At 41.0% G+C, this 12386-nt stretch carries 11 protein-coding genes; 3 read left to right on the top strand and 8 right to left on the bottom strand.

From position 1 onward, the window contains the following. Window positions 1–4 precede the first annotated feature (4 nt). The 3 genes from F9B85_RS08025 to F9B85_RS08015 form a co-directional block, all read right to left on the bottom strand. Complete coding sequence (locus F9B85_RS08025) at window positions 5–1321, bottom strand: TerD family protein (protein ID WP_151619878.1); 1317 nt, start codon at window positions 1319–1321, stop codon at window positions 5–7. 68 nt (window positions 1322–1389) lie between these two features. Then, window positions 1390–1968 (bottom strand): TerD family protein, encoded by a 579-nt coding sequence (locus F9B85_RS08020; RefSeq protein ID WP_151619877.1) that lies wholly within the window; start codon window positions 1966–1968, stop codon window positions 1390–1392. Between the two features lie 53 nt (window positions 1969–2021). Next, window positions 2022–2621 carry a TerD family protein gene (locus F9B85_RS08015; RefSeq protein WP_151619876.1) on the bottom strand — a complete coding sequence of 200 codons (600 nt, stop codon included), beginning with the start codon at window positions 2619–2621 and terminating at the stop codon, window positions 2022–2024. Window positions 2622–3125: 504 nt separating this feature from the next. On the opposite strand from F9B85_RS08015, the gene F9B85_RS08010 reads away from it, so the two are divergent. Both F9B85_RS08010 and cooS read left to right on the top strand, forming a co-directional pair. After that, complete coding sequence (locus F9B85_RS08010) at window positions 3126–3803, top strand: hypothetical protein (RefSeq protein ID WP_151619875.1); 678 nt, start codon at window positions 3126–3128, stop codon at window positions 3801–3803. 163 nt (window positions 3804–3966) lie between these two features. After that, window positions 3967–6183: an anaerobic carbon-monoxide dehydrogenase catalytic subunit gene (gene cooS, locus F9B85_RS08005; RefSeq protein WP_243138113.1), complete on the top strand. Its 2217-nt coding sequence runs from the start codon at window positions 3967–3969 to the stop codon at window positions 6181–6183. 176 nt (window positions 6184–6359) lie between these two features. Here cooS and F9B85_RS08000 read toward each other — a convergent pair whose 3' ends face one another. Next, complete coding sequence (locus F9B85_RS08000) at window positions 6360–6554, bottom strand: FmdB family zinc ribbon protein (protein ID WP_151619874.1); 195 nt, start codon at window positions 6552–6554, stop codon at window positions 6360–6362. Between the two features lie 337 nt (window positions 6555–6891). Between F9B85_RS08000 and F9B85_RS14380 the strand changes: the two genes are divergently transcribed. Further along, the gene (locus F9B85_RS14380) at window positions 6892–7068 is read left to right on the top strand and encodes a hypothetical protein (protein ID WP_170270327.1); all 177 of its coding nucleotides are present in this window, start codon (window positions 6892–6894) and stop codon (window positions 7066–7068) included. Between the two features lie 97 nt (window positions 7069–7165). Here the strand turns inward: F9B85_RS14380 and F9B85_RS07995 are convergent, their stop codons facing one another. The 4 genes from F9B85_RS07995 to F9B85_RS07980 all read right to left on the bottom strand — a co-directional run bounded on the left by F9B85_RS07995 (window position 7166) and on the right by F9B85_RS07980 (window position 12355). Next, window positions 7166–9667, bottom strand: coding sequence for a Lon protease family protein (locus F9B85_RS07995; RefSeq protein ID WP_151619873.1), 2502 nt, complete (start codon window positions 9665–9667; stop codon window positions 7166–7168). Between the two features lie 124 nt (window positions 9668–9791). Beyond that, a complete protein-coding gene (locus F9B85_RS07990; protein ID WP_151619872.1) occupies window positions 9792–10217 on the bottom strand; it encodes a rod-binding protein in 426 nt (141 codons plus the stop codon). A gap of 186 nt (window positions 10218–10403) precedes the next feature. Then, window positions 10404–11087: a hypothetical protein gene (locus F9B85_RS07985; protein ID WP_151619871.1), complete on the bottom strand. Its 684-nt coding sequence runs from the start codon at window positions 11085–11087 to the stop codon at window positions 10404–10406. A 146-nt stretch (window positions 11088–11233) separates the two neighbouring features. After that, a complete protein-coding gene (locus tag F9B85_RS07980) occupies window positions 11234–12355 on the bottom strand; it encodes a PRK06851 family protein (protein WP_151619870.1) in 1122 nt (373 codons plus the stop codon). Window positions 12356–12386: the final 31 nt, after the last annotated feature.

The raw sequence follows: 12386 nt of genomic DNA, 5'->3' as shown, positions 1-12386 counted from the left end.
TATGTTAATCTTTAGAACCGGCGACCCATTTCATGTTCCATCCAAAGGCACGATCCATATCTTGATGGCCTTTGAAAAAGCGAACTATTTTTTCTACACTAAACGTTTCATTGTTGACATTTTCCAACAAAGCAATGGCACACATACCCTGGCTCTGCGAATGGTCGTCCATTCGTACTACGATTTCTGCACCAGTCTGTGGCTTGATTGTGACAACACCGTCAGCCTGCGCCCAGTTGGTAATTCCTTCATAGATAAAAGCATAGATCAGAATGCGTTTGAACTCTCGAACTTTGATGCCATTGATCAATAGGTTTTCACCTTCTGTAGAAGCACCGGTTCGATCATCCTTGTCAAGCATAATAAAGGGCTCTTGCTGGAGTGAGCCAAAGGAATTTCCTAAAGCTTGTATGGCACCCTTCTTTCCATTTTTTAACTCAAAGAGACAACCGAGATCGAGGTCAATGCCTTGTGAAGAAGCACCCCCGAAGAGACTTTTAAAGAATCCAGTCTCCTTCGGTGCACCACCACGCTGATTCCAGTTCAAGTTGACAACCAGATGGCCCAAGGACTGCCCTTGACGCTTTTCCAAGTTAATGCGGTCGCCTTTTTTCTTCAACTCAATCTTAGAAAGGCTGATTCTTTCCTCTGTTGGCACAGGCGAAGGATTGTTCTGAGGTGTCGGTGGCGGTGTCGGCCTAGGCTTTGGTGTCGGTGGCGGCGGAGGTGTTGGTTTTGGTGGTGGAGGTGGTGATGGTTTGTCGATCACTTCTAGACCATAGCTGTTGCATAAGGCAGCCAAGCCCCCATGATAGCCCGCCCCAATGGCATTGAATTTCCATTCACCTTTATGTCGGTACAATTCACCAACGACTATGGCCGTTTCTCGCTGAAAAGGACCTACGGGAAAGCGCAGGATTTCTCCACCATTTTGCCCATTCATGACTCGAATGTAAATGTTAGATACATTGGCAAAACTTTGTCTGCGTTGTTCTGCTTCGTGAATGGTAATAGTAAAAGCAATGCGTTCAACGGTACCTGGAATCTGCTTTAGATGAATTTGAAAATTTTCTTTGTCTACAGGAGATGCATTCTGGTGAACAATCGCTCCTTGAAGGCCTTGCTGTTGTCCATAAAAAATCATAAGGCCGTCGTGAAGGCACTTCCCTTGAGAATCAAGTAAAAAAGCAGCACCATCAACCTCAATGTTTATGTTTGCCATTTTTTCACATGTCCAACCAAGGCCGACTGAAATTTTATCCAATCCAGGATAACTTTTTGTTACATCGACTCTTTGTCCTTTTTGAACCGATTGGCTCAAAAAATCACCTCCAGTTTTGAAAAACAGGGGTGCCCATCAGACACCCCTGTTTCGCAAAGTTCACACAATTATACGCTTAGACCGTAGTTATTACATAATGCACCTAAACCGCCTTGGAAACCAGAACCGATAGCGTTAAATTTCCATTCCCCTTGGTGACGATATAACTCACCAGCTACAACGGCTGTCTCAACAGAGAAATCTTCTCCTAAATCAAAACGCATCAGTTCATTGTTTGTCGCTTCGTCTATGACTCGAATGTAGGCATTGCTTACTTGTCCAAAATTCTGACTGCGTTCTGGCGCGTCATGAATGGTAACAGTAAAAGCAATCTTGGCAACGTTCTCTGGAACTTTGTCCAGTTCAATGGAAACATACTCATCATCGCCGTCACCATCACCGGTCCGGTTGTCACCAGAGTGAACAACAGCGCCAGAAGGATCTTGCAGATTGTTATAAAAAATAAAGTTCTTATCGTTTTCCACTTTACCAGAAGGACTAACTAGGAAAACGGAGGCATCCAAATCAAAATCATGCTGACCATCATATTTATTGGTGTCCCAACCGAGTCCAATCCCAATCTTTTTCAGACTCGCATTACCTTTGGTTAAATCAACTTTTTGACCTTTGGATAAACTGATACCCATACGAAGAATCCCTCCTACATAATATATCTCAAAGAGCAGATCGAGCGTAACCGTTAGGAATAACGGCTCGCTAGCTCTTTTAGAGATGGATCTGTTGTACCTTGTCCAATTGCGGCAAACTTCCATTCACCTTGATAGCGATAGACTTCTCCTGCTATCAGCGCCGTTTGTTTGCTATAATTCTCTGTCAAGTCATAACGGCATAGTTCCACGTTGTTATTTTTATTAACAATACGAATGAAAGCATTTTGAATCATACCAAAATCTTGCTTGCGCTGAACAGCTTGATAGATATTAACAACGAAGACAAGCTTATGTATGGACGAAGGTATTTTGTTCAATGAAACAAAAATTTGTTCGTCGTCCCCATCGCCATCTCCTGTTAAGTTATCGCCAGTATGAACGACACTTTTGCATTTGCTCTTCAATTGGCCAAAGTAAACCGCTTCATGGAGGCGATCACCTTCCTGTAACATCAACACAGAAGCATCACAATCAATATCTTGACCGCCACCGCCGCCGAACAATCCTGATAACAAACCACCGCCCGACTTTTTGACGGGATCCCAGCCTAGTCCGACGATAAGTTCTGAGATTCCTGAAGCACCTTTGGTCAAATCAACCTTCTGACCTTTTTTGAGGTTAATCGTCAACCTATTACCCTCCTATAACGGTTTTTCCAGAAAGAAAAGTATTTCAAAAAAAGCACTTGCCCGATCATGAACAGGGCCTGTTAAAATACCGCTTCACACTATTATAAATAAAATCAGCGAAAAATTCAAGTATAGCCAAAAGTTATTCGACATTTTTAACCATTTTTTGAACTAACTCTCTGTTTATCTTTTTCCATACAATTCTCCAATGAGATGGGCTTCATCTTCAGTCTGAGACACCTAGATAATAGGTATCTTTGAACTCAAAAAATTAGAAGCGCTGTGGTGGTGCCATTAGCACAACAACTTTACTTAGGATAAGCATACTTTTACGCCAAGTAACTTGTGAAGAAAAACGGTGGATGCCTTAGCAAACGAGCTAAGGCATCCTCCAGGTTTGCATCAAAGCAACATAATTTCCATTATCCTCCTCGATTACAAGCCCTTCCATAAGGGGAGATTTAACTATAGATATCTCATTATAACCAAGGAGGAATTCAAAAAATGGATGCCTTTATGCAACAGCAAATTCAAAGTCTTCAATCTCAGTTACGCCAGGTTGAGTCCATGGTTAACCAAATGGAACAATCAGAGCGTCGTAATCAACAACAACTGACCTCCATTGCTCAAAGCGAAAGCCAAGTCAGCGGCCAACTTCGACAAGTACAAAATATGTGCTCTCAAATGACACAACAATTGCAGTCTTTAGCCAGTCATTCTCAAGTAATGACTTCAACATCGCCTTATAGCACTACAGGTTATAGCACTAGTGGTTATGGTACTACTGGTATCAGTGGTGATACGCCAACTTTTGGAACAAGTACACAAACTATGAGTCCTTATACAACAACTATGGGTACTAACACAATGGGAACAGGTATGGGCACCTCCGGTATGGGTATGGGCTCTTCAGGAATTGGCATGAGCACTTCTAATATTGGTATGGGAAGTACTTCTCCCATTGGTTCAATGAACTTTGGTAGCTCAACTATGAGTCAACCCTTTACTTCCACATCCATGATCGGTGGTTCTGGTTCTTCTTATACTTCACCAATATCTATGGGTCAAAGTAGTGGCTATGGTCAACAAAACACTTTTGGAGCAGGTACTACTGGCTCCATTAGTGGAGATTACAGTCCTTCAGTTTACAAGTCTAACCAAAATCCTTTTGGTAGCTTTTAACTTTTTATTAAAATATCTTTATTTGTTAGGGAAAGATCCTTATTTATCACGGAAACATTCCTATATAAAAAGACCGGGGAAGCTCTTCCCTCGGTCTTTCTAAAAATTTTTGCCATTAAAATTCCTGATTCAATAAGCAATAAGATAATAAGGAGTCGGCTTAATGAGCAACGACAAAAAAATGTCTGGACAAGGCCAAGGCAAATCGATGGCCCCTACACCGTCCGGTGATTATTCTTCTAGAGATCTACAGCATTCTACTGATCCTACCATCCCTGGCAAAACGCTAGAACATGCCCCCACAAGCCATCCCTCTTCAGGTACAAACGACCCATCAGCTCATCACGATGACCATGATAAAGTTCCTAAGTTTATGATTGATGAAAAAGTAGCACCACCACCAGGAGAAGTGCACCGCTGGCAAAGAGAGCATGTAGCTCACAAAGACGATCAGACTAAAGAAGGCTATCCACTCAACGTAATTATCGATCCAGCTATGCGCGTTATGTACAAGTCCGTCCATGAACAAGGCTTAACAAATGTTTTCGATCGCTTCACAGAGCAAGAAAAAGTTCGCTGTAAATTTTGCGTTGAAGGTTTGTCTTGCCAACTTTGCGCTAATGGTCCTTGCCGCATCTCTGGCAAAGTTCAACGTGGTGTCTGTGGTGTTGATGCCCATGTCATGGTAGCACGTAACTTTATGTATCGCCATGTTACCATCGGAACAGCCGCCAATGTCTATCACTGTCATCAAGCGGCTCGTACTCTCAAAGCGGCCGCTCACCATCCAGAAAGTGGCCTAAAAATCCGTGAACCTGAAAAATTGAAACATTGGGCTTCTCTAGCTGGTCTCGATACAAACAAAAACATTAACGACTTAGCCGCCGATTTTGCTGATTGGGTCATTGCTGACATTTGCCGCCCTCATTATGAACCATCCCAAACGACTGAAGCTTTTGCCCCTTCCAAAAGAAAAGAACTGTGGCGTAAACTAGATATCTTCCCTGGTGGTGCTAATGCCGAAGTAGCTATGGCACAAACCATGTGCATGACTAACCTGAACGCCGATCCCATCTATTTTCTACTTAAATCGGTACGTTTAGGTATTGCCAATGAATACCAGGGCCTCTTAATGCTCAACATTATCCAAGAAATTCTCATGGGTACACAACAGCCGACAATCAAAAAACAGAACATGGGCCTGCTTAAGGAAAATCGCGTCAATATCATCACCAATGGTCATATGCCACTCTTTGCTCATGTACTTGTTGAAGAAGCTTCTTCCGATGAATGGCAGGAAAAAGCAAAGCAAGTTGGTGCAGAAAGTTTACAAGTGCTAGGTCACGTCTGTGAAGGACAGCAGATGATGAACTATTCCGGCGTTCATGACTTGAAAGCTTTTGGCAACCAAGAAGGTGAATGGCTCTCTGAAGAATATCTTTTTGCTACTGGTGCAGTCGATTTGTGGACTTATGATTACAACTGCACAGTACCTACCTTGCCACTTTACGCCAAACGCTACGGCACCAAGATGTTATCTGTCGATCCAGTAATTCGCATGCCTGATTCAGAAATGCTTGACTTCCGTCCTGAAATCATGCGTGAGCAGGCTAGAAAAGCTCTCCAAATGGCCCTCGATTCTTTCAAAGCCAGAAAAGAAGAGAAAAGACAAGTCTATATCCCACCTTATGTAAGTGACAAATGCATGGTCGGTTTCTCTACAGAGTCAGTAAAAGCCGCCTTAGGAGGCTCTTTCCAACCTCTTATTGATGAAATCGCCAATGGCAACATTCGAGGCATTGCAACTATCGTCGGTTGTACTACAGCACGGTATGGCCAGGGTGGTAGTAATATCTTCAAAATTACGCAAGGCCTGATCAAAAACAACATTCTAGTTCTATCAGGCGGTTGCACTTCCAGCGTCATGCAATACAGCGGCTTAACAGATCCAGCCGCCGCCGCTGAAGCAGGCCCTGGCCTTCGCAAAGTTTGTGAAGCTCTTGGTATCCCACCAGTTCTTAATTTTGGTGCTTGTGTTGACATTGGTAAAATGACCCTAACAGCTAAAGAGCTAGCCGATGCCCTCAACGTTGATACAAACATGCTACCTCTTGTCATTGGAGCACCAGAATATCTAGAACAAAAAGCAGTAGCCGATGCTTGTACAGCCATAGCCTTAGGTTGGATGGTCCATGTGGCGCCAGTTCCATCTATTACAGGCAGTGACGTAGTTGTCAAAACGCTGACGGAAACAACAGCCGAGTTAGGCTTAGGTAAAGTAGTTGTAGAGCTCGATGCTGAAAAAACAGTCCAAATCTATATCAACGAAATTGAAACGAAAAGAAAAGCTCTAGGACTATCTTCTTTACAAGTTCATTAAGCAATTGACCTTAAGTTAAAAAAAGATGCCTCCAGAAAACTCTGGAGGCTTACATAGAGGGAGTTATGACAAACCCAAATTGGGTAAGAACATAGCATTATTAGAAAAATGGTTTACTTCTGCTTTACTTCTTCATGTTGGCGAAAGGAACCAAACTGGCTCCCTAAAGCTTAGCCTCACCGGAAAAATCCGCCTCCACCGCAATTATTATTGCCGGAAGAAGAATTAGTGCTTGCAAAAGAGCTGATTAACCGTCTAACTCGATCTGATTGACAATGGGGACAAAGAATTTGTCCATCTCGATCGTCAAAGGAGCGTAACATGGTAAAAAGATGAGTGCATTGTATACAACGATATTCATACATAGGCATGTGTAACGCCTCCCTTCTAAACTAAAGAATAGCTTAGTTAATTGATAGTTTGCTTTTCACAGTTCTTATTATACCCCTAGGGGGTTATTCTTTTCAATAGTATATTTGCGTAACAGTTGATTTGCTATTAATGAAGAATTGTCAACTTTACTATTTAAATTCCTTGTAGGAGTATGATTATCACGCTTACAGCACATGCTAGCTGTAAGTCACAAAGGAGGTGCACCATTCTTGCCTTATCATATCATTCCCAGCAATGACGATTTCACAAAAAATGATGATCTCCATGAAAAGAAAAAGAATAACATTGACGATACCTTCGAAGAGGAGGTAGAAATTGAAACCTGGTAAAAAAGAAAAAAGTACTTTTGAAGCAACTGGTGGTTTTACTGAGCTAGACCACTTAGCTCTAACAGAGGAAGCCAACAACCTTGGCCATGATCTTCTCATTGATGAGCAACCAGCTGTTGATAAACCTAGTGACCCTGGTCCCCATCGAAGTAAAGAAAAGTAAACCCTGGAAGAAGTTGATTCTCCAGGGTTTTTTCATAGTTTGACCACCATTAAACTGCTACCAAAGGTACTCGCACCAAGGATAGCTCACTATCTTTTTAACGTTTTTTGGGTTTCTTAGGAGCTACTTCTTTTTTGCTACTTGTCTTTGTACCTGTAAGATTAATTTTACGCCATTTATCATTGAGCGCCTGTAGTTTTTGGGCAACCATACCGTTGATAGTATCGTCAGGATAAGTGCCATCAGTGCTTGCTGTACCTGCTTCTAGGCCTGTTAAAATCTCCATACCTTCATCGATGTTTTTAACTCCATAGATATGAAAGCGCTCTTCTTCCACAGCCTTAATAACATCTCGATGCAACATAAGATGGGCCTTGTTTTGTACAGGTATAATAACGCCTTCATCACCTCTTAGCCCACGTTGCTCACAGAGGCGGAAAAAGCTTTCAATCTTCTCATTGACGCCCCCAATAGGCTGAATCTCACCTTTCTGATTTACAGATCCTGTAACAGCAATAGACTGATCAATAGGTACTTCTGCAATAGCTGACATTAGAGCATAAAGTTCAGCAGAAGAAGCGCTGTCACCATCCACACCTTCATAAAGCTGTTCAAAAGTAAGAGTACCACTAAAAGCAAGCGGCCTTTCCTTGGCAAAACGAGAAGCAAAAAATGAAGATAAGATCATAATTCCTTTGGAATGACTTTGGCCGCTCATCTGTGTTTCTCGTTCTATATTCACAATGCCACTTCGACCCATATAGATAGTTGCCGTAATACGGCTTGGTTTTCCAAAGAGATGATCGCCTACATGCATTAAAGCTAGCCCATTGACCTGCCCCATAACTGCGCCTTCCGTATCAATCATAATAGTACCTTCTTGCATCAATTCGCGCACTTGTTCTTCCAATCGGCTTACACGATAGATCTTTTCTTCTACCGCTTTATGAACATACTCTGCCGTAACAAGGTCCGCACCGTCTAGCTGAGCCCAGAGCGAAGCTTGCACTAGCAGATCTTTCAACGCTTCCATATTGACTGATAATTTACGCTGATGACCAGCTAACCTACTAGCATAGTTAATGACAACAGCAACAGCGGCACTATCAAAAGGCAACAACCCTTCTCGTTTACATACTGAACTAACATAGATGGCATATTGATCTACTGTTATCTCGTTACGCTCTACAAAGCTGGCAAAGTCTACAGGGACTTTGAATAGTTTACGAAAATCTTCATCGAGCTGATACAAAAGATGATATAGCTTAGGGTGGCCAATTAATATAACTTTTACTTGAATTGGAAGTGCCTCAGGTTTAATTGTCGCTGTCAAAGACAAGCCCAGTTGATTACTGAGATTCTCTATAATCATCTCTCTTTTTTTGAGCACTCTTTTCAGAGATTCCCAAGCTCCCGGAGCAGTTAACAATTCTTTGACCGGTAATATCAAGTAACCACCATTAGCATAGTGAATAGCACCAGCTTTGAACATGGTAAAGTCGGTAACAAAACTTCCGAAAGAACTACTATACTCTAACTTACCAAATAAATTAGCATAAGTTGGATTCATTTCAACAATAACAGGAGATCCTTGCTGATGCTTCTGTTCAACGAAAATATTTACTTCATAGCGGGAAGTAGTATCTTTTTTACCCATTTTTCTGAGCGCTGACATGGACAGCGGTAATTCAACAGTCTCATCATCAGAATGAACACTTTTTAGATCATCTAAATGCTGTATCATATCTTCTTGAAAAGCAAACAGGTATGCTTTTACTTTTTCTTGATCATTATATTTTTCTACTAATAACTCAAGGAGACGAGAAGTAGCTTGCTTTGCCGTCTCTTTTTCCATATCACTAAGATGACCTGAGGTTTCTTTTTGCAAATTGCGAGTACGACGAACAATGTGAGCTAATTGCGATTCTAGATTCCTTTCTCGCTCTGTAATTGCTTGACGTTCTTCTTCTTCTAATGTCTCAAACTCCTCTTTGGTCATAGCTTTGCCGGCATGATTAATAGGAATTGTAAAAATCCCATTAGAACTTTTTTGTAAGACAAAGCCTTCTAGCTTTGCTTTTTGCTCCATCTCTTGAAAAGCTTCTGATAACTTCGCTTCTACTTGCTGTAGATAGGCATTTTTCTGTTCTTCAAAATTCTCATTCTCAAAAGCTTTGCGTACTTCTTTACCCATCTCATCAGTTAACCAGGCAATGTCATCGCGAAATTCTTTGCCCATACCTGCTGGCAAAGTTATTAAGCTAGGCTTCGAAGGCTCTTGAAAGTTATATACAAAAAGTAAATCTGGAGGTACATCTCCCTGTTCAGCCTTTTCTTTCAATCTGTCCAGAGCAAAGTCAATTTTGCCTGACCCTACAGGTCCCGTTATAAAAATATTAAATCCATGATTTTTAATAGCAACCCCGAAGTCCAGAGCTCGAATTGCTCTATCTTGCCCTATCAGGGGCGTTGCCGAGGAATCTAGTTCTTCTGTTGAAGAGAAGTTAAATCGATGAGGTTCAATATGGGCCGATAGATTTTGAGAAGCAAGTCTACGTTCTACTCTATAGATTGAATTAGAACCTCTTATTTTTGCCACAAACCATACCCCCTCTGCAACCTCTTATTAGACTATTTCGAGAAGGGGTATAATTGTTCCTGCGCCTGTATTAAAAAGGAAAAAGCCTGCGAGTAGTTTTTCGCAAGCTTGGCGTTGGCTTTTATTATTTTTGGCCACTCAAATCTTGGTAAAGGAGTCTGGCCAAACCAAGATCTTCTTTTTTGGCCATTTCCTTGGCATATTCCTCATCTAGCATAGACTCCCAGATCTGTCGACCAGGACTTTCTGGAATGAGGTCAGAGCGATCAATAGTATTGCGCATGCTTTTTAGCATCTGATAAATAAATATGGATTCAAATTCCTGACATAGCTCACGAAGTTTCTTGTCTTCTTCTGAACCTCTGTTTTGATTTTTTTTGTTGTTCTCATTATGTAATGCCTGGATCAGTTGATCCTCTTGGGAACTTAGCTTATTATCAAGCAACTGTTGAAAGGCAGGTCCTTCTGTATTATTTTTTCCCTGACCTGTGGGACTAATAGCTAGAGGCGGTAAAGATGAAAAAACATCAATCGGTTTCATAGCAGACATCTTTTTTATCACTCCTCATCAGTTAGTATCGTAAAGTAAGGCTTATAACTTTAGCTATTCTTACTGACAACATAAACCGCCTTTACCATTTCTGCGACTGGAGAAGGTACGAGCAGATACCTTCTCCAGTCGCAAGCTCAAAGCTCTCTAAGAAGCTTAATAGTTTCTCCCGTCGATAAACTATTTTTACTCACTTCGAAAGAAAGCCGCTTCCTGTTCTACCGTAACAATAGGCATAGCACCCGCATCTGGATCTGTTCCAGGTCCATCAAAGTCATTGTTATCGATATTAGGCAATTCTATAACTCGCGAAATGAAAGTACTGTTTTTTTCTACTTCTTTTTCTTCATTGTTTTTAGCGTCTTTGTACTCATCCATTAAATCACCAATACCCTTAAAAAGCGCTTTATCACCGTAAACATAACGCATCATGCTAGGTACTTCTGATTTTATCGTTGTAATAGTAATATCCTTACCTTTTTGCTCTAAAGAGTGAAGTTGTTCAAAGACAGTTTTACGAATTTCTTCGTCCGTATTGCCCCAACGAATTCTGCTCTTAGGGCTTCTCTCCTCTTTTTTACGATTACCTCTTACTCTTGCAGAACTTCTCTTTTCTTCTTGTTCCTTCTTCTCATTCTCCAAAGCTCGCTCTGTTACCTCTATTTTTTCTTGGGATAGAGCAGTAGTTTTGATGCTTTCTATTTGTTCTCGAATAGCTATCAACTCTTTGTGTAAAGGTTCTAAAGTAGCTTGCATCATTTCTTCAGATAAAGCATATGTCGCTTCTAAGACTTGTCTATAGCGTTGATGTTCTTCATCTAATTTCTGCAGTGCCTTTTCTCGTGTAACCCTATCTTGTAGCAAATTCATTCTGTTTCCTCCTGTGAATCTATTATATTTGTCTATAATTTAGTAAGTATTTTTCCCAAAGATTAGCTACATCATTCAATACAAAAAAATAATTAATAAAAAAACCTGGACACTTTTTGGTCCAGGAGGTGCAAGCTATCTTGTGCTTATAAAACTTTTTGCTCCTTTGCATATTCTAGAATTCTTTCTCTGATTCTATCTCTACGAGCATTGATAGCATTGAAGTCCATATGAGGAATATAGTAATTTTCTAATTCATCATGACATGATTTAGCCTTACCTATTGCTTTTATAGCTTCATTAAGCACATTCCAAAACCTTTCCTTAGCCGATGCGACATCAGGTGCCCAGAGCTCTAAATTTTTACGCTTAATCAAGTCGTTGAGGTTAAAAGTACACTGATAAGGTGTGCTCTTACTCAGATCTAATTGCAATAATTCTGAGTCTGCAATTAGGGCACTTTTTAGTTTTTTAATTAATATAAGATCTATTTTCTTGGGATCAAAGGGACAATGAAAGACTTCACAATCTAATCCAAGAGCTTTAGTTTTTTCTAATATTCTAGCCAAAATAGTTGACTTCCCTGTGCCTGGATTTCCGTTAATTACGTAACTATGATTATAGCCATCCAGTAAGGTTGGCACATAGTTAACAAGACCTCCAGGTGTAATAGCATTAGCAAAAAGATGACGCACTTTGGGCTCTTGTTGATAATTTGCTATAACTCCATCAAAGAGAAGCTCTTCAATTTCTTGTGCTACTTTATTTACAGCAGGCCAATTCATACTTTCGGTAATATAAGACTCCCATTCATCATGGGCCACTTTTGCTTCCCGTAACCGGCTATAAGCAATAGCAAAAAAGCGACCAACTTGACGGTTGCAACGAATTACCTCTGCTTTAGAGCTGACCAGTTTCGTTTCATTCCAGTGATCGCCAAGATGAATGATTTCGTCTACCACACCGGGGTTTTTAGGGTCAACTACATGGGGTGCTGTGCCGTCTAGTAAAGCAACTCCTATAGCAGGGATGACTACACCATCAATAGATTCGTTATCCGAAGAACAGCAGTGATGCTCAATGTCCAAGCCTTTTTCTAACATTACAGAACCAATAGACTTCATCAAAGAAGATTTCCCGACACCAGGACCACCTTTGATCACAAGGATACGTGTACAATCTGGTTCAATCACTTGATCATAGAAAGAAAAAAAACCACCAGAACTGTTGGCACCAGGATAGATCTTGCGTACATGACCTATCTTCACCGGCTCACTCCTTCCATTATCTATAGAGTTT

The sequence above is a fragment of the Heliorestis acidaminivorans genome (assembly GCF_008933955.1).
Taxonomy (GTDB): Bacteria; Bacillota; Desulfitobacteriia; order Heliobacteriales; family Heliobacteriaceae; genus Heliorestis; species Heliorestis acidaminivorans.
This window is presented reverse-complemented; position numbering and strand designations above follow the sequence as displayed.

Excerpts from the sequence above, each read along its gene's own strand:
- F9B85_RS08020 (WP_151619877.1), bottom strand. The coding sequence starts at position 1,968 with ATGGGTATCAGTTTATCCAAAGGTCAAAAAGTTGATTTAACCAAAGGT.
- F9B85_RS08010 (WP_151619875.1), top strand. The coding sequence starts at position 3,126 with ATGGATGCCTTTATGCAACAGCAAATTCAAAGTCTTCAATCTCAGTTA.
- cooS (WP_243138113.1), top strand. The coding sequence starts at position 3,967 with ATGAGCAACGACAAAAAAATGTCTGGACAAGGCCAAGGCAAATCGATG.
- F9B85_RS08000 (WP_151619874.1), bottom strand. The coding sequence starts at position 6,554 with ATGCCTATGTATGAATATCGTTGTATACAATGCACTCATCTTTTTACC.
- F9B85_RS07990 (WP_151619872.1), bottom strand. The coding sequence starts at position 10,217 with ATGTCTGCTATGAAACCGATTGATGTTTTTTCATCTTTACCGCCTCTA.
- F9B85_RS07985 (WP_151619871.1), bottom strand. The coding sequence starts at position 11,087 with ATGAATTTGCTACAAGATAGGGTTACACGAGAAAAGGCACTGCAGAAA.